15 protein-coding genes, 1 tRNA gene and 1 pseudogene are annotated in these 18,740 nt (G+C 38.8%); 3 read left to right on the forward strand and 14 right to left on the reverse strand.

Annotated elements, in window-relative coordinates; all coding sequences use genetic code 11:
* The 7 genes from QM874_RS09565 to QM874_RS09595 all read right to left on the reverse strand — a co-directional run.
* A partial coding sequence (locus QM874_RS09565; RefSeq protein WP_414317096.1) for a mucin-binding protein occupies nucleotides 1-3,285 on the reverse strand: 3,285 nt, incomplete at its 3' end.
* A gap of 559 nt (nucleotides 3,286-3,844) precedes the next feature.
* Nucleotides 3,845-3,916, reverse strand: a tRNA-Arg gene (locus QM874_RS09570).
* 42 nt (nucleotides 3,917-3,958) lie between these two features.
* Nucleotides 3,959-4,306, reverse strand: a complete 348-nt coding sequence (gene rplS, locus QM874_RS09575; RefSeq protein ID WP_001068669.1) for a 50S ribosomal protein L19 — start codon at nucleotides 4,304-4,306, stop codon at nucleotides 3,959-3,961.
* A 118-nt stretch (nucleotides 4,307-4,424) separates the two neighbouring features.
* Nucleotides 4,425-4,754 (reverse strand): fluoride efflux transporter CrcB, encoded by a 330-nt coding sequence (crcB, locus tag QM874_RS09580; protein ID WP_414317097.1) that lies wholly within the window; start codon nucleotides 4,752-4,754, stop codon nucleotides 4,425-4,427.
* Complete coding sequence (gene crcB / locus QM874_RS09585; RefSeq protein ID WP_414317098.1) at nucleotides 4,748-5,122, reverse strand: fluoride efflux transporter CrcB; 375 nt, start codon at nucleotides 5,120-5,122, stop codon at nucleotides 4,748-4,750. The genes crcB (QM874_RS09580) and crcB (QM874_RS09585) overlap by 7 nt, the downstream gene beginning before the upstream one ends.
* A complete protein-coding gene (locus tag QM874_RS09590) occupies nucleotides 5,119-5,385 on the reverse strand; it encodes a chorismate mutase (RefSeq protein ID WP_075229058.1) in 267 nt (88 codons plus the stop codon). The genes crcB (QM874_RS09585) and QM874_RS09590 overlap by 4 nt, the downstream gene beginning before the upstream one ends.
* A 122-nt stretch (nucleotides 5,386-5,507) precedes the next feature.
* Nucleotides 5,508-5,951 (reverse strand): flavodoxin, encoded by a 444-nt coding sequence (locus QM874_RS09595; protein ID WP_414271420.1) that lies wholly within the window; start codon nucleotides 5,949-5,951, stop codon nucleotides 5,508-5,510.
* A 103-nt stretch (nucleotides 5,952-6,054) separates the two neighbouring features.
* Here QM874_RS09595 and QM874_RS09600 point away from each other — a divergent pair, with 103 nt between their 5' ends.
* Both QM874_RS09600 and QM874_RS09605 read left to right on the forward strand, forming a co-directional pair.
* Nucleotides 6,055-6,990, forward strand: coding sequence for a DHH family phosphoesterase (locus QM874_RS09600; protein WP_414317099.1), 936 nt, complete (start codon nucleotides 6,055-6,057; stop codon nucleotides 6,988-6,990).
* 96 nt (nucleotides 6,991-7,086) lie between these two features.
* On the forward strand, nucleotides 7,087-7,329 hold the full coding sequence (locus QM874_RS09605) for a type B 50S ribosomal protein L31 (RefSeq protein ID WP_000710764.1): 243 nt from the start codon (nucleotides 7,087-7,089) through the stop codon (nucleotides 7,327-7,329).
* A gap of 44 nt (nucleotides 7,330-7,373) precedes the next feature.
* On the opposite strand, the gene QM874_RS09610 is transcribed toward QM874_RS09605, so the two are convergent.
* From QM874_RS09610 to QM874_RS09630, 5 genes are all read right to left on the reverse strand, one after another.
* Nucleotides 7,374-7,694 carry a heavy metal-binding domain-containing protein gene (locus QM874_RS09610; protein ID WP_075229061.1) on the reverse strand — a complete coding sequence of 107 codons (321 nt, stop codon included), beginning with the start codon at nucleotides 7,692-7,694 and terminating at the stop codon, nucleotides 7,374-7,376.
* A 332-nt stretch (nucleotides 7,695-8,026) separates the two neighbouring features.
* Nucleotides 8,027-8,302 carry an HU family DNA-binding protein gene (locus QM874_RS09615; RefSeq protein ID WP_001284633.1) on the reverse strand — a complete coding sequence of 92 codons (276 nt, stop codon included), beginning with the start codon at nucleotides 8,300-8,302 and terminating at the stop codon, nucleotides 8,027-8,029.
* Between the two features lie 106 nt (nucleotides 8,303-8,408).
* Nucleotides 8,409-9,245 carry a DegV family protein gene (locus QM874_RS09620; protein ID WP_414317100.1) on the reverse strand — a complete coding sequence of 279 codons (837 nt, stop codon included), beginning with the start codon at nucleotides 9,243-9,245 and terminating at the stop codon, nucleotides 8,409-8,411.
* Between the two features lie 183 nt (nucleotides 9,246-9,428).
* On the reverse strand, nucleotides 9,429-10,661 hold the full coding sequence (locus QM874_RS09625; protein ID WP_414317101.1) for a tetratricopeptide repeat protein: 1,233 nt from the start codon (nucleotides 10,659-10,661) through the stop codon (nucleotides 9,429-9,431).
* Nucleotides 10,651-11,814, reverse strand: a complete 1,164-nt coding sequence (locus tag QM874_RS09630; protein ID WP_414317102.1) for an AI-2E family transporter — start codon at nucleotides 11,812-11,814, stop codon at nucleotides 10,651-10,653. Before QM874_RS09630 ends, QM874_RS09625 begins: the two co-directional genes overlap by 11 nt.
* Before the next feature lie 209 nt (nucleotides 11,815-12,023).
* On the opposite strand from QM874_RS09630, the gene QM874_RS09635 reads away from it, so the two are divergent.
* Nucleotides 12,024-13,037 (forward strand): lactonase family protein, encoded by a 1,014-nt coding sequence (locus QM874_RS09635; RefSeq protein ID WP_414317103.1) that lies wholly within the window; start codon nucleotides 12,024-12,026, stop codon nucleotides 13,035-13,037.
* Between the two features lie 277 nt (nucleotides 13,038-13,314).
* Here QM874_RS09635 and tnpA read toward each other — a convergent pair.
* Nucleotides 13,315-13,701: pseudogene (gene tnpA / locus QM874_RS09640) on the reverse strand (IS200/IS605 family transposase); the annotation flags it as partial.
* A gap of 279 nt (nucleotides 13,702-13,980) precedes the next feature.
* Nucleotides 13,981-18,740, reverse strand: a 4,760-nt coding sequence (locus tag QM874_RS09645; RefSeq protein ID WP_414317104.1) for an SspB-related isopeptide-forming adhesin, incomplete at its 5' end; no start/stop codon positions are given.

Below are 18,740 nucleotides of genomic sequence, written 5' to 3' on the forward strand. Positions count from 1 at the left end.
CACATAATGAACAGTTGATGTTACATCTTTCTTCCATTGATCTGTCTCAGGGTATTTAGGACTCTTTGGATCTTTTGGATTGATTGGATCTGTTGGTTTATGTGGATTATTTGGTCCAACTGGAGTTACATCGTGTTTTAATTTAACTACGAATTCTTGATCAATGTTTTTATCATCATCAAATTTCTTTTGATCTGCAGTTGAGTTTGTGAAACCATCTTCTACAAGTTTGTAACCCTTATTAACAAAATCAGCAATCTTAGCTGCAGTTGAGTAGTTAATGGCTTCACCAGATTTACCTTCAACTTCATCTTTTGCTAATTCCTTATTATTAGCACTTGTATCAATGTATTTGACAATAGCTTTTTGTTTTACTTTTTTATAGACAACAACTGTTTCATAGACACCCAAATCAGATTTGGCTACAATATTACGCCAATAAGTTTCTGAAACGGTACGTTTACCTGCTTGAGCATCAATAAGCGTTTCTGGTGCATTGCTTGAATCATATGAAACAGAAACTGAATCAGCTTTAGCCCCAGCTTCTAATCCTGGAACATTAGTTGACTTGATTTCTGCTTCATAGCCTTCGACTTTTGGCGAAGCGATAGTACCATAATTATAGGTACCTGAATTTGTTCCAGCTTCTTTCCAACCTGTATCAGCTATGTTATCTCCATCGATATCAGAAATGTGATACTTCGCTTTACTATAAGCTGCTAAGAATTCATCACCATTTCTAACGCTTGAATTTCTCAAAATATTTTCGAAACCTTCTTTGTCGATTGAGACATCCAGAGTACGGTTCCATTCTGATGACTGGATAACATCATTTTTAACTGGAGTTCCATCTTCGTAGACATATTTGATGATATTTTTATGAACACCAGTCGGGTTGATTTTCGAACCATTTGAAACCCAAATGTTTTGACGGTTATGACCAACAGGGTCAATACCATAGGTTCTATCTGTAGCACTTACCCCACCAGAAGAAGATCCTGTTCGAACAGATGCAGCGTTAGCAGGTTGAATATCTGGTCTTCCACTTTGGAAACCAGCGATTGGCATTGAACCACCCTGGATATTAGTCCAAACAGAACTTTGTTTATCTTTAGTTTGACTATCCCTACCATCTTTATTCATAGAATATACGGTATAAGTTCCAACAGTAGAGCCACCGTTCCGACTAGCCGGACCGTTAAATTCTATTCTGTTTCTAGAAGCTTGGGATTTCTCTGAAATATAAAGGATGTTTCCGTGTCCGATATCCTGTGGATTGTTCCCTTGAGGAATAGATAATGGTAATTTACCAGTAATTTCCCCTGCTGAAAGACCTTGTGAGTTTGTATATCTCATAAAGGATACATAAAGTGGGTTATTGAACTGGAAGATAGTATTCCTACTTGATCCCAAGGCTACGGAAATCAACTCTGCATAGTAGTTGGTGTTATCGTCTCGGATATCTACGATAGAACCTTTATTAGCTTGGAAAAGTGGCTCAGACTTAGTACCATTCTGAGAACCAAGTGAAATGACATCATCCCAGGCATTGTCGCCACGATTGTCCATTTGCACACGGAAAGTCGCAAAGTCATCTACAAGAATCTTACCATTTTCATTTAGACCAATATAGTTATAACCATCGTAACTACCAGAAGGTCCACCACCACTCCTAGGTCCTTTACCATCTGAGTGGAAGGTATTTGTCGAATGTTTACCGAAGGCTACTCTTGAATCATTACCGAAATCAAGTGCTACACCGCGTCCTCTATTTTCAAATCGAACTTTTGAATCCTGACCTGTGACAAGTTCTGAGTTATTACCCATCATAATACCGTCACGACCGTTAAATTCAAATGTTCCTTCTTCGCCAATAAGAACTCGGCTAGGACCATTTTTACGACCGTTGTTATTAGGACCGTAACCACCGAAACGATCCTTATCAGTAACTCCATCCCCTGGACGGTTTATACCAATTGAAATACCTTGACCAATACTAGTATTTAAGACTAACTTAGAGCCTTTACCAGTTTCTACGGTTCCACTATCAGCCATGAAAATACCAGCATTATGGTAGCGAGCACTATCAGTTTGGTTGCCAGTGTTCATGTTGATAGTAAGACTAGCTTTATCTTTTACACTAACCTTAGCTCCACTTTCAAGAGTAATTGCATCCCCTTGAGAAGAACGGTTAAGCGTTAAACTAGCTCCCTCAGCAACTGTTACAGATTTAGCATCATGAATATTTGATTCACGACGTTTATCTGAACGGCCAGCAGCGCCAACATTACGTTGTACGTGTTGAGTTTGACCATTTGCTGCTTGATAACTGTCACTAACTGTTGAAGTTGTATTTCCTTTGATAACGACATGGGTGTTACCACCACCACCATAAAGTGATGAACCAACACTAGTTACATTTTCAAAGGTAACAGTATTTGAACCGCTAGTTCTTGATAAATCAATTGGACCTTTAGAATTAGCAGTCGCTATTTTAAGGTTTTTAAGATTTAGTTCCCAGCTAGCTCCTGTCAACTCCAAAGTGTGTGACAAAAGTTCAAGACGAGCGTTTTCATTTTTACCTTGGATAGTAACTGGACGTGACGGGGCATTAATGGTAGTTCTACGGTCAACAGATCCTGGACGTCCATTGTCGGTATTACCATTATCACCTTGAGCTACGACATCACCATTTACAGTGATTTCGCTGACATTTCCATCCTCTAAGGCTGAAACAAACTCACTCCAATTTGATACTTCACGTTTATTTTCTGAAGTAGCTCGACGTGTACGTGTTGAACGGCGTGATTCAGCTGGAGCTGGAGCTTTATCAGTAGACTTAGCATCTTTGTCAGCAACTTCAGCTGGAGCTTTGTCAGTAGACTTATCGTCTTTTTCAGCGACTTCAGCTTTAACTTCAGTTGCTTTCGCCGTATCTTCACTTGATTCTTTAGCTGATGCTTCTGATTTCTCAGATTTTGGATTTTCTGTTGCAACTTTTTCAGAATCTGAAGAAACTTCAGTTGTTTCTGGTGTTACAACAGCTTTATCAGCTACTGTTGGTTTTGAATCGGCAGTTTCTGGTGCTGAGGATTCAGATGTACTATTTGAACTATCTGGCTTTGCAGCTAATACAGAACTTGGTACAGTTTCTGAAACTTTAGCCTCATCAGCACTAGCGACTTGTCCACTCAAAAAGAATGCTGTCCCCAAAAGAACAGACGCTAAACCAAAGCTATACTTACGTAAAGAAAAGCGTTGGCGCTCATTAAAATGAAACTTCATTTTATTATATTCTCCTTAATTTTTTTGTAAATTCTTACAAGTACTAGTATATCACTATGAGTTAATATTTCAAGCATTTATATTTTTTTTTTGAAAAAAACAATACTTTTCTTTGTTAAAAAATCGTTCCTTGAAATAAGTAATCCCATTTGGTTTCCAAAGGTTTGATTTAGAATTTTTTTGTATCACGAACCCAATTATATTAATCTGATTTCCATCAAAATTTATAATATCTTTAAATATTCTTGGTATATTTTATCTATAAAGATTCATAGTATTTAAATTAAAAATTTTAAATCTGACGTCTCATATTACATAACCAACACATAATGTAAAATAGCATAATTGGGATACAATAAATATCCAAAATAAAATAGACCAGTTTCCTGATCTACTTTATTCTATATTCATTCACTCAAAACTATTTTTTGGTCAAAATTTGGTCAAAATTTGTTCAAAAAAATTAAAAATACTTAATTATTTTTAAAAATGAAATTGTTGAAAAAGCCATTAAATAAACACTTTGAATATTCTTTGTATTTGTTTACATTTCTAAAAATGCCCCCTGCAGGAATCGAACCTGCAACTACTCCTTAGGAGGGAGTTGTTATATCCATTGAACTAAGGGAGCTAGAGAAAAACTCTGCCGAATGAGCAGAGTTTTTTGGTCGAATTAACGACGGATTTCTTTGATACGAGCCGCCTTACCTTGAAGAGCACGCAAGTAGTACAATTTCGCACGACGTACTTTACCGTAACGAACAACTTCGATCTTTTCAACACGTGGAGTGTGAATTGGGAAGATACGTTCAACACCTACACCGTTAGAAATTTTACGAACTGTGTAGTTTTCTGAGATGCCAGCACCTTTACGTGCAATAACAACACCTTCAAAAATCTGGATACGTTCACGGTTACCTTCGACAACTTTCGCGTGTACACGAACAGTGTCACCAGGACGGAATGATGGGATATCAGTACGAAGTTGACCTTCAGTCAAGCTTTGGATTAATGGATTCATTTTATTCTCCTATCTTTGTCAATCTTGAGGAAACTTCCTCAGCGGATAAACTGTATTTTTGTGCGTCCATTACACACAAGATACAGTTTATCAAATTTCTAAAAAAAAGTAAAGAAATTTATAGCAAAATTCCTAAAAAAATCGCTACTAAACCACCTAAGTAAGTTAAGAGAAAATAGCTGAAAAATACTTTCTTATCACTCAACAGTCTTTGGAGTTCATCATTCAAGGTTGAAAAAGTGGTTAGACCTCCACAAAAACCAGTTGCTAGAATAGCATAGAGCTCTTTATCTTCTACATAATTGTAAAATAAACCAATTAAAAAACAACCTAAAAGATTTGCTAGAAGTGTTCCTAATGGTAAAACCCTCTCTTGATTGAGACTAGACAGGAAATAACGGACAAGTGCTCCGACACCACAAGCAAGTGCTAGATAAATGATTACCATTTCTTCCTCCCTAGATAATAAGCCAATAAAAGCCCTCCACCAATGCTCAGAACTAGATAGATTACCAGACTTGGATAAGAACCTGTATCCAGCAATTTTACGGCATCTAACATGAGACTAGAAAAGGTTGTCAAACCTCCGCAAAAACCTGTACCCAGTGCTAAAATCAGCCCCTTACTGGTCCCCTTATAAACCAGATAACCCTTAACAAGATAAACCAAGCAGAAAATACCTAGATAGTTGACAAAGAGAGTGCCCCAAGGGAAGCCTGGACTGGCTGGCAACCATGTAGAAATCAGATAGCGGACAAGTCCTCCCAGCATGGCAGCTAGAAAAATTCCTAGCGGATGGAATTGTTCTTTTTTCATAAGAGTTTCTGCTCCTGGTAGTCTCTAGAGCGCTTGAGAATATCTGAAAAAGTCGCGACTATCGGCTCCTGATACTGCTTATCCTCTACCCGATTTCTTACTTTCTCAAATATTATTCCCTCTCTTTTACTATCAAAGACTGGCTTTCCTGAAGTTTTTTTAAAGGTCGCCACCTGATCCACTAAGGTCATACGTTTTTCTAAAAGGCCAACTAATTCTTGGTCAACTTGATCTATCTGTTGACGAATAACTTCCAAATCCATCTCGTCTCCTTTTTTATTTCATGTTTTCATACAAAAGTCTTCTTCAAAGTGGTGCGAAAAGAGAAACTGCTAAGAAATGAAAAAGACTGCACTAACCTTGTTTAGTCAGCACAGTCAGATCTTTACCCTACTTTAGCAGCTAACTCTTCTGCGAATTGCTCTAAGCGTTCAATATCTTCTTCTTCTGCAGAAAGATCTACTTTGACAGATTCTGAACCTTTCTCAGCTCCTGTAGAAGCAAATACATGATCAAAATCATCAACAGCTTTACAAAACTCGTCGTAGAAAGTATCACCTGATCCAACAACTCCGTAGATTTTGCCATTCAAGTTAAGATCTGCTAGGTCTTCATAGAAGTCCATCATCTCATCTGGTAACTCTCCATCACCATAAGTGTAGGTTGCTACAATTGCGATATCTGCTTCTAGGAAGTCTGAAGCGTCAACAGTTGTACACTCGTCCACATCGACATCCAATCCCAAGTCACGTAATTTATCTGCTACAATATCTGCGATTTCTTCGGTATTACCGGTCATACTGGCAAATACAATTTTTGCTAATGCCATATCGTCCTCCTCAATTTATCTTTCTCCATTATATCACATCTTTTTCATTTTAAAAATAAAAACTCTTGTGCTACAATGAAATGAGAAAGAATTGAGGTTATTTATGGAGATTTGCCACCAAATTTTAGAAAAAATTAAAGAATACGATACCATTATCATTCACCGTCATATGAAACCAGACCCTGATGCCTTGGGAAGTCAGGTCGGACTGAAGGCTCTCTTGGAACATCATTTCCCAGAGAAAAATATCAAGGTAGTCGGTTATGATGAACCAACTCTAACATGGCTTGCAAAGATGGATCAGGTTGCAGATAGTGACTACCACGGTGCTCTTGCAATTATCTGTGATACTGCCAATACGGCTCGTATTGATGACAAGAATTACCAACAGGCTGAAACTGTTATCAAGATTGACCACCATCCAAATGACGAAGTTTATGGGGACTTGGTCTGGGTGGATACTAATTCAAGTAGTGCTAGTGAGATGATTGCCCTCTTTGCAGAAGAAACAAAGCTTGAGCTTTCGGATTATGCTGCTAAACTGTTGTGTGCGGGTATTATTGGTGATACTGGTCGTTTCTTATATCCTTCTACTTCTAGTCGTACTCTTCGAATCGCAAGCCATCTACGCGAACATAATTTTGACTATGCTGAATTAACTCGTAAGATGGACACGATTAGTTTCAAAATTGCCAAACTACAAGGTTATGTCTATGATCACCTAGAAGTCGATGAAAATGGAGTTGCCCGTGTGATTCTAAGCCAAGAACTTCTCCAGTCTTACCAAATAACTGATTCTGAAACAGCTGCTATTGTCGGAGCTCCAGGTCGTATTGATACTGTTAACCTTTGGGGAATATTTGTGGAACAAGCAGATGGCCGCTATCGTGTTCGCCTTCGCAGTAAGTTTGTCCCAATCAATAGTGTTGCAAAAGAACATGATGGTGGAGGTCACCCACTTGCAAGTGGTGCTAACTCCTATAGCCTAGAGGAAAATGAAGTCATCTACCAAAAATTAAAAAACTTACTGAAAAAATAGATAAAAAGCTTGCCAAACTTATCAGAATCTGATAGACTAGTATGGTAACAATCTATGGCTCGCAAAGAGACCATGGCAGAAAGGAAATATTGCAAAATGAAAAAAGATATCCATCCAGAATATCGCCCAGTTGTCTTCATGGACACAACTACTGGTTACCAATTCCTTAGCGGTTCAACAAAACGCTCTAACGAAACTGTTGAGTTCGAAGGCGAAACTTACCCATTGATCCGTGTGGAAATTTCATCAGACTCACACCCATTCTACACTGGACGTCAAAAGTTCACTCAAGCAGATGGACGCGTGGATCGTTTCAACAAAAAATACGGTCTCAAATAATCATAAAAAGAACAGTTCCGACTGTTCTTTTTTTGTTCCTAAAATTAAGATTCAACCACCACTGCTGTTCCACTACAGGTGACCATCAGCATACCATTTTCAGCACCTAAAGTTTCATAGTCCATTTTTACACCTATAATAGCATTAGCTCCACGTTCACTTGCACGCTCCATCATTTCTGCTAGAGCTTCTTCCCTAGCTTGAGTCAATTCACCTTCATAACTACTAGCTCGGCCTCCAAAAACATTACGGAAGCCAGCAGCCATATCTTTAAGCATATTAACCCCAGCAACCACTTCACCAAAGACAATTCCTTTGTAGGCTAGGATTTTCTTTCCTTCAATTCCCGTAGTTGAAATAATCATATTCATTTCCTCCTGACTTCTTTGACAAGATTCTATTCCCTTTCATAACTTTTGTCAAGAAATTCTATAAGGGGCTCAGAAACTCTGCTCACCATCTTTGTATGCTTTCCGTTTAGGACCAACTGTATTGATAAGGACTTATATGTTTCCTTTGCGAACCTAGCTCTGGATAGCTTTCTCAGCTTCATCAATCTTACCAATGGTTATAGCTTGGAATTCATGACTGGCAAAGAAGAGGCTGTTCTGCCCTGCCCCAAAAATGCCCGCTATACATAAAAAAAGCCTGTCACACAAGCTCAAATGCTTGATATGACGGGCTTTTTCGAAATTTATTATTTAACAGCGTCTTTAAGAGCTTTACCAGCTTTGAATGCTGGAACTTTTGAAGCTGCGATTGTAATTTCTTTACCAGTTTGTGGGTTGCGACCTTTACGTGCTGCACGCTCACGAACTTCGAAATTACCAAAACCGATCAATTGAACTTTTTCACCAGCTGCAAGGTAATCAGCTACTGCTGCGAATACAGCGTCTACTGCTGCTGCTGAATCTTTCTTAGTCAATTCTGTAGCTTCTGCTACTTTAGCGATCAAATCTTGTTTGTTTGCCATGTTAATAATTCCTCCAAATAATTTCTAATTAACAATTACAATCATATCCTAAAATCTCTTATAGGTCAAGTCAAAAACGCTATTTCTTGCGATTTTCTTTATTTTTTTAGGAATCATATCTTATCAAAATAGCCCAAGCATTTTCACCTGTGTGAGTTTGAATAATTGAACCCGTTTCTAAGATAGAAATTGGTTTTTCAACATAGGCTTGTAGGATTTCTTTCATCTCTTTAGCCCAGTCACTAGTGCCTGAATAAGAAATTCCAATTTCTGCAACAGAACGTTCTGATAATTTTGAAACTAGCTCATCCAACCATTTTTTAAAGGTCTTGGAACCACGTCCTTTCACGATTGGTTGCAACTCGTCATCCTTCATCTGCATGACTACTCGGATATTTAATAGAGAGCTTAAAAGACCTGTAACTCGGCCAATACGACCACCTTTAACAAGGTTTTCCAAGGTAGATACACCAATGAAGAGCTCTGTATTTTTCTTGACTTCTTCTACATGCGTCAAGATTGTTTCTAAATCTTTCCCTTCTTGAGCTAATTTGGCTGCTTCAACAACTTGAAACTTGAGGGCTTGGTCTGTAAAAGAACTATCTACTACAGTTACTTTCGCAGTCGATAGACTGGCTCCCTGACGAGCTGCTTCTACAGTGCCAGATAAGGCATGCGACATATGAATGGCTAAAATCTGACTACCATCCTTACTCAACTCTTCAAAAATCTCAGCAAAAAGCCCCACTGGAGGTTGACTCGTTTTAGGAAGATTTTTACTCTCTTGCATCAAGCGAAGGAACTCCCCTTCTTCAAGATCAGCATCCGAATAAAGAACACTATCAATCATTACAGAGAGAGGAACAACGGTAATATTTAATGCTTTGACCACTTCTGGTTCAATGGTAACTGACGAATCCGTTACAATTTTTACTTGTGTCATAATTCAAATCTTTCTATGTCTCACTGATAAAGCGAGTTTTTCAATTTAGCTATAACAATTATATCAAAAAAATGCTAAAAATTCATACTGTATCCTTTGAATTTCGTAACCTAATTTCAGTAATTTTCTTCGTGTTATAGATGAATATAAAAATAGCCGCCTAGTAAGACGACTACTTTAACATTAGAATAAACGTTCATACAAATCCTGCATCTGTATATCATCAGGAACCAGGTTGAGATAACTTTGAATCTGGACTTTAGCTTCTTCAAATTTCCCAAGTTCACGCAAGAGGTAAATATATTGCTCCAAAAACTCTGGATTTTCCTTTAATTCTGGAAGCAATTCCTGATAAGATTCAAATGCTACATCCAAATCTTCAGTTTCTTGATAGCTCCTTGCGATCATCCATTTAGTTAAGAGATTTTCTGGCTCATAAACTTCTAAAGCTAAAATATCTTCGTAACGTTCCTGTTCTTGATACATAGTTGCTAGACGCAATAAGATTTCCTCTTGGTCCTCTGCATCTTCTTGGGCTTGAAGAAGATAAGCTTCCGCCTGTTCAGGCTGATGCAATTCGTAAGATAATTGTGAGGCAAGGAGTAGCAAACGTGTCTCGAAAGGATTTTTTTCCAAACCTTGTTGAGCTATCTGTAAGGCTTGCTCAGTTTGATGTTCCTTATGTAGAGCCTGGCTATAGCCATATTCATAACCTTCAAAATCTGGAGAAATAGTATCCAACTGTTTAAAATATAAGACAGCTTTTTGATATTCCTCTTGATCAAAGTAAAGACTCGCTAATTCAAAAGCAGTTTGATCTTCATACTCTAACTCTAAAGCTTTTTCTAAAAATTCAATTGCTGATTCAAACTTTCCAAGACGAGCGTAGGCAGTTCCAATTCGCTGATAGGTTGAAATCCCAGTCTGTTCATATAGCTCGCGATTATCTAGTTGGGCATAGCCCTTAATCGCTTCTAAATCATTTCCTAGCTCACTATCTAATTCAGCTAGACCAAATATTAGGAGAGGATCATCAGAGTAGCTACGCGCCTCTAGGAGCTTCTCACGAGCTACATCCGTCAAGCCTTCCATTTGGTAGAAATCTGCCTTCAAAACAAGTGCAGATAGATACCAATCGCTGTTAGGTTGAATTTCTTCCAGATAAGCAAAAGCTTCTTCGATTTGACCATCTTCACTAGCAATAGTTGCTAGATTCAGATTTACCTCTGGAAATACTGGAGCAAGTTTTTCGTAGATTTGACGAGCTTGAGGATAAAAACCAATCCCCTCTAGATAATATGCAAGTTCTAGCAGTAGGTCATCGGGGTCTTCTACAAGTGCTTTTTGGAAATAATGTTCAGCCCTTGTTAAATCCTGCTGATTTAAGGCCTCAAGCATTTCTTGACTATTGTTCACCTTCAACCTCCTCTTCTAGCTCATAGAGACCACTAACAGTTTTATACCATTCAAAAATCGCTGAAATAACAACCTTGGCTGAAGCATAAATAGGAATTCCTAGTAGGACTCCCCAAACACCAAACATAGAACCAGACGTCAACAAAACAAATAGAATCGTAATTGGGTGAATATTTAATTGGCTACCTAAAATCAGTGGCGAAACAAAACGACCTTCGATGGTTTGCTCAACGATAAAGACGATGATAACCTTTAAGAGCATGACAGGTCCAGCAATCAGACCTAAGACTAGGGCTGGAATCATAGCAAGGAAACTTCCAAGATAAGGGATAAGATTTAAAACCCCAGCAGTAATACCAAGAGTCACCGCATATCTTAAGCCAATGATCTTGAACAAGATAATAAACATGATAGCCACGATAACGGCTACAGTAATTTGACCTCGAACGTAATTAGCAAGTTGTTGATTGACATCTGAAAGAACCTTACCAACTGGTTCTCTCAATTTATTTGGTAAGAATTGAGTGATATGATCTCTTAAACCTTTTCCATCTCTTAGGAGATAAAAGAGCATAAACGGCATGATAATTAGAGCGACGATGACTTGTGACGTTCCGCTAATAAGAGCACTCACCCAGTTCACAGCTTTTGATGAAATATTACTTGCCCAGGCAGTTGCTTGTGTTGAAAAATTAGCAAGAACCTGTTCCAGTTGGGGTCTAAAATCATCTGGTAAACGCTTGGTTATAAGGTCATTAATAACTCTGTCAGCATCTTCGAGATAACTTGGTACATTTTGCGCAAAAACAATTACTTGACGTTGAAGATTTGGAATTGCAACGGCTAGTCCAACAATCAAGAGAATAGCAATCACAACGAAGATCATACTAATAGCAAGGACACGATTTACCTTGTATCGTTCAAGCAAATCCACAATAGGATTTAAAAGATAGAAAAGCAAGCCCGACAAAATAACAGGCAACATAACGACCGATAGAAAATCCACAACAGGGATAAATAAAAAGCTGATTTTACTGAGAATAAAAATATTTAGTCCCAATAGCAAGGCTACTAGGAAAAAAGTAACGGCTTTATTATCTAAAAACCACTTAAAAAACCAAGATAGATTAAACTGTTTCTCTTTTTGTTCCATATCTACTTCCTTTCCTTTGTCTTTTCATTATACCATTTTTACTAAGAATAAACCGCTTTTAAAGCGTTTAAGGAAGATGAGAATATCTCGAGACCATGCCCTCGTCTTTTACTACTTTTATACTTATAACTGCTATACTTCTACCCTCTATTTTTTCAGGTCTCCTAATTTATGATATAATAGAAACATCTTTATTTCGAGGTATAGATATGATTGAAACTATTTATTTCGGGACCTACACTCGTCGTTCGTCCCAAGGTATTTACCAAGCTGATTTTGATACGGAAACTGGTCAATTATCAAATCTTAAACTATTTGCTGCTGAGCCAAGTCCAACCTATCTTGCATTTGATCAAAAAAATCACCTATATTCAGTAGGTAGTAAAGATAGTCAAGGTGGTATCGCTGCTTATCAGACTGATGGTACTTTACTAAATCATGTAGTCGAAGAGGGTGCCCCACATTGTTATGTTGCCGTCGATGAGAAACGTGGCCTAGTATATGGTGCCAACTACCACAAGGGACAAGTTTTGGTCTATAAACGAAAAGAGGATGGCTGTCTTGTATTGACTGACATGGACCAACATAGTGGCCATGGTCCTCATGCAAATCAAACTTCTCCCCACGTCCACTACACTGATTTGACTCCAGACCAATATTTAGTGACTTGTGATTTGGGTACTGATGAAGTGACTAGCTACGATGTGATAGCAGAGGGCAAGCTAAGTAAAATAGCGACTTATAACTGTCAAGCTGGTGCAGGTGCTCGCCATCTTGTTTTCCATCATCACTATAAGATTGCCTACCTGATTTGTGAATTGAATAGTACGATTGAGGTTTTGATTTACGACGGTGTTGGTGAGTTTGAACGTATGCAGACCATTTCTACTTTACCACAAGATTATGATGGATTTAATGGTACTGCTGCTATCCGTTTATCAAAAGATGGAAAATATCTCTACGCATCTAATCGTGGACATGATTCTATTGCGGTATACACTATTCTCGCTGACGGTAGTTTAGAACTACTTGAATTTGTCCCTACAAGTGGTAAAACCCCTCGTGACTTTGATTTGACTCCTGATCAAGAATTTCTCATCGCAGTTCATCAGGATTCTGACAATGCAACAGTCTTTAAGCGCAACCCAGAAACAGGTCGCCTGGCAGAATTGTCTAATGACTTCCATGTGCCAGAGGCAGTTTGTATCAGTTTTGGTGACTAAGATACAATCATAACCACCCGTCTAATGGGTGGTTTGCTACAAGTCTAGCAGCCCAAATTACTAGCCAGCGCCTAAAGACGCTGGCTTTCACTTTGTTCAAACCCTATTGCTCTTGACTCGTCACAAGCCTCTCAAAGAGGCATATGTACTACTTGCCACTATCCCTAAAGGGATTCTCATATTCTTTAACACTTAATTTATCTAATGCTATATCATGCTTTACTCGTTCTCAAATTTTCATACTGGTGAAGAAATCATCCACTGGATAATTTCTTTAATCTTGAATATATTTCTTAATTGTGGCTTCATTGAACTCTACTGTACTCACATAATAACCGTTCGCCCAGAAATGCCGATTCCCAAACTTGTCCTTTAGGTTGGCGTGTTTATCAAACATCATGAGTGCACTTTTGCCTTTTAAATCCCCTATGAGACTTGAAACACTTATCCTTGGTGGAATACTTACCAACATATGTACATGATTAGGCATCAAGTGTCCTTCGATAATCTCAACACCTTTATAACTACATAATCGGTGGAATATTTCTCCCAAACTACTTCGAGATTGATTATAAATGATTTTTCGTCTATACTTAGGGGTGAACACAATGTGATATTTACACATCCACTTTGTGTGTGATAAACTATGTGCCTTTTGTGCCATATTTTTCTCCTTTCGCTTTACAATTGGCTTGAACACCTTTATTGTATCGCGTTTGGAGTTTTTTTGTATAACCTTCGACGCGCACCCGCATAGCGGGTGGTTTATTTGTCTCGCACCTAACGGAGCGAGACGGACTGAAAGTCACATAATATAACAAAAAGAGAGGTTTAAACCTCTCTTTTTGGGATTCTACTTAATTCTAAATGTACTACCTTTTAGAATATCCGTAAGTTAGATAGTCTAAGATAACCTTGATTCATTCTATGAAAAGTAGAACACTTAAGCTTCATCTTCTTTCTTGCGTTTGACAACCAAACCAAGTCCTGCTAGACCAAGAGTAGCACCTAGAGCAGCAACTCCTGCAGTAGATTTCTCACCAGTATTTGGCAACTCGCGACCCTTAGGTTTTTCAGGTGTTGGTGGTGTTGGTGGTGTTACCTTGTTATTAAACTCGGTATCTTCTGGCAACTGAGTAGTAGCCACTAACACTTTACCATCTTTCTTCACTACGATACCCACAGTAGCAACCATCTTATCGTATACAACGCTAGAGTCTGTGCCACGGATTTCTTCTACATGGTAGAGATGAGTTCCTTCTTCACCACGTTTGAATTCAAGTGCTGAGAATTGGATCTTACCAGCCGCATCATTGGTTACGGTTTCGATCACATTTCCTTTTTCGTCCTTAAGAACGAAGCTGAATTCACCAGCCTTCAACTCACGGCCTTCCAGTTTCTTAGTGAATTGGAATTGAACCTTAACTGGAATGTTGATAACACGTTTTTCAGTTGGTTTCTCTGGTTTTTCTACAGATTTCTTAGTTGGATCGTATTGGTGTACGATTTGTGAAGCTGTATTTTCAATATCCACACCTTCTTGAGCAGATTGTTTAATTTCTGCAGGGATTTCAAACTTGTAGTAACGTCCGAAAGGCAACTTAGCTGTGTCGATGACTTGTGTATTTTCTGCGTCGCCAAGTGACTTAGTCAAGTCAGCCTTAGATGTAGCAGTAATCACACCATTTTCAACCTTGATATCAAACTTAGCTGTCACATCTTCTCCTGTTACAGAGTCGTATGCTTTAATATCAGCTCCATTGACATTCAAGTTTGCACTATCATATTTATCTGTAACACCAACAGATTGAATATTGTGTGCTTCAGTGAATTTCGTTGTATCCAACCATACTTGGTAGTATACTTTATCACCCTTCTTGAGTGTCTTCGTATTGATATTTTGAACTTCGTTGTTTGCAGTACCGTCCGCATAAGGATTTGCGTTTGTATCCGCAACCTTATCCTTCAACTCACTATCGTCGTCGAGAAGTTTAGTTCCTGTAAGATCGAATTTAGATTCGTTCAGGATGTATTTCTCTGGGTTGAATTCTGGAATTTCTGGTGGGCGAACTGTATTGTTGAACTCTTTATCTGCTGGGTCTGTTACGTTAGTGATAAGAGCTTTCGCTGTTCCATCATGTTTAACTTCTACAGTTACTACTGCTTTCATTGCATCGTATGTAACGGTTGCGTCTGTTCCAGCTACTTCTTCAACTGTGTAGTTGTGAACGCCTGCTTGTTCTTTCTTGAATTCGATAGCTGAGAACTTAACGTTTCCAGATGCATCGTTCGTTACAGTTTCAACAACTTTACCTGTTGAATCTTTAAGGACGAAGCTGAATTCGTTCGCTTTCAATTCACGGCCTTCCAAACGTTTCGTGAAGTTGAACTCTACTTGTACTGGTACGCTGTTGACACGTTTTTCAGTTGGTTTGTTTGGTTTTTCAACTTTCTTAGTGGTTGGGTTGTAGTAGTTGACTACTTGAGCCGCAGTATTTTCGATATCTGCACCACCAGGAACATCAGCTTTCACTGTTGTTGGGATGTCGAACTTGTAGTAACGTCCAAATGCGAATTTAGTGGTGTCGATCACTTGTGTATTTTCTGCGTCTCCAAGTGACTTGGTGAAGCCAGCTTTAAGAGTTGCAGTGATGACTCCACCTTCAACTGTGATTTCGAATTTATCTGTTACATCATCACCTGTTACTGAATCGTAAGCTTTGATCTTAGTCGCATCAAGATCCAACTTAGTTTCATCGTAGTCATCTGAGATTCCTACTGATTGGATGTTGTCCTTGTTAGCTGCGTCAAATTTAGTTGTATCCAACCAAACTTGGTAAACCAACTTGTCGCCACGTTTCACAGTCTTGGTGTTTAAGTTTTGAGCTTCGTTGTTTGATGCATCGTCCGCATATGGGTTGGCATTTGTGTCTGCGTACTTGTCTGCCAACTCTTTATCGTCATCAACGAGCTTGTCACCAGTGATATCGAATTTCTCTTCAGAAACAACGTATTTCTCTGGTTGGAACTTAGGTTCTTCTGGAGGAGTGACACGGTTGTTAAATTCTTTATCCGCAATGTCGCCAACAGTTGCCACGAGAACTTTAGCTGTTCCATCGTGTTTCACTGTAACTGTTACATTCGCTTTCATGGTATCGTATGTAACGGTTGCGTCTGTTCCTTTAACTTCTTCTACTGTGTAGTTGTGTACGCCTTCTTGACCTTTCTTGAATTCGATAGCTGAGAACTTAACGTTTCCAGATGCATCGTTCGTTACAGTTTCAACAACTTTGCCTGTTGAATCTTTAAGGACGAAGCTGAATTCGTTCGCTTTCAATTCACGACCTTCCAAGCGTTTAGTGAAGTTGAATTCTACTTGTACTGGTACGCTGTTTACACGTTTTTCAGTTGGTTTGCTTGGTTTTTCAACTTTCTTAGAAGTTGGGTTGTAGTAGTTGACTACTTGAGCCGCAGTATTTTCGATATCTGCACCACCAGGAACATCAGCTTTCACTGTTGTTGGGATGTCGAACTTGTAGTAACGTCCGAAGGCGAACTTAGTTGTATCGATGACTTGTGTATTTTCTGCGTCTCCAAGTGACTTCGTGAAGTCAGCTTTAAGAGTTGCAGTAATGACTCCACCTTCAACTGTGATATCGAATTTAGCTGTGACATCATCACCTGTTACTGAATCGTAAGCTTTGATCTTAGTCGCATCAAGATCCAACTTAGTTTCATCGTAGTCATCTGAGATTCCTACTGATTGGATGTTGTCCTTGTTAGCTGCGTCGAACTTAGTTGTATCAAGCCATACTTGGTAAACCAATTTAGCGCCTGGTTTCACAGTCTTAGTATTCAAGTTTTGAGCTTCGTTGTTTGAAGTTCCATCTACATATGGATTTGTATTTGTTTCACCATATTTATCAGTCAACTCAGAATCATCATCAAGAAGCTTGTCGCCTGTGATATCGAATTTCTCTTCAGAAACAACGTATTTCTCTGGTTGGAACTTAGGTTCTTCTGGAGGAGTGACACGGTTGTTAAATTCTTTATCCGCAATGTCGCCAACAGTTGCCACGAGAACTTTAGCTGTTCCATCGTGTTTCACTGTAACTGTTACATTCGCTTTCATGGTATCGTATGTAACGGTTGCGTCTGTTCCTTTAACTTCTTCTACTGTGTAGTTGTGTACGCCTTCTTGACCTTTCTTGAATTCGATAGCTGAGAACTTAACGTTTCCAGATGCATCGTTCGTTACAGTTTCAACAACTTTGCCTGTTGAATCTTTAAGGACGAAGCTGAATTCGTTCGCTTTCAATTCACGACCTTCCAAGCGTTTAGTGAAGTTGAATTCTACTTGTACTGGTACGCTGTTTACACGTTTTTCAGTTGGTTTGCTTGGTTTTTCAACTTTCTTAGAAGTTGGGTTGTAGTAGTTGACTACTTGAGCCGCAGTATTTTCGATATCTGCACCACCAGGAACATCAGCTTTCACTGTTGTTGGGATGTCGAACTTGTAGTAACGTCCGAAGGCGAACTTAGTTGTATCGATGACTTGTGTATTTTCTGCGTCTCCAAGTGACTTCGTGAAGTCAGCTTTAAGAGTTGCAGTAATGACTCCACCTTCAACTGTGATATCGAATTTAGCTGTGACATCATCACCTGTTACTGAATCGTAAGCTTTGATCTTAGTCGCATCAAGATCCAACTTAGTTTCATCGTAGTCATCTGAGATTCCTACTGATTGGATGTTGTCCTTGTTAGCTGCGTCGAACTTAGTTGTATCAAGCCATACTTGGTAAACCAATTTAGCGCCTGGTTTCACAGTCTTAGTATTCAAGTTTTGAGCTTCGTTGTTTGAAGTTCCATCTACATATGGATTTGTATTTGTTTCACCATATTTATCAGTCAACTCAGAATCATCATCAAGAAGCTTGTCGCCTGTGATATCGAATTTCTCTTCAGAAACAACGTATTTCTCTGGTTGGAACTTAGGTTCAGTTGGTGGTGTTACACGGTTGTTAAATTCTTTATCCGCAATTTCGCCAACAGTTGCCACAAGAACTTTAGCTGTTCCATCGTGAGAAACAGTGACTGTTACATTCGCTTTCATGGTATCGTATGTAACGGTTGCGTCGCTTCCTTTAACTTCTTCTACTGTGTAGTTGTGAACGCCAGCTTGTTCTTTCTTGAATTCGATAGCTGAGAACTTAACGTTTCCAGATGCATCGTTACTTACAGTCTCAACAACTTTACCTGTTGAATCTTTAAGGACGAAGCTGAATTCGTTAGCTTTAAGCTCACGGCCTTCCAAGCGTTTAGTGAAGTTGAACTCTACTTGTACTGGTACGCTGTTGACACGTTTTTGAGTAGGTTTATTTGGAGTTTCAACTTTCTTAGTAGTTGGGTTGTAGTAGTTAACGACTTGAGCTGCAGTATTTTCGATATCTACTCCGCCAGGTACATCAGCTTTATCAGTTTTAACTGTTGTTGGGATGTCGAACTTGTAGTAACGTCCGAAGGCGAATTTAGTTGTATCGATCACTTGAGTGTTTTCTGCATCGCCAAGTGACTTAGTGAAGCCAGCTTTAAGAGTTGCAGTGATCACACCGTTGTTAACAACGATATCGAATTTAGCTGTGACATCATCACCTGTTACTGAATCGTAAGCTTTGATCTTAGTAGCGTCAAGGTCCAACTTAG

Origin of the sequence: Streptococcus infantis, assembly GCF_047463615.1 — a bacterium.
Lineage (GTDB): Bacteria > Bacillota > Bacilli > Lactobacillales > Streptococcaceae > Streptococcus > Streptococcus infantis_X.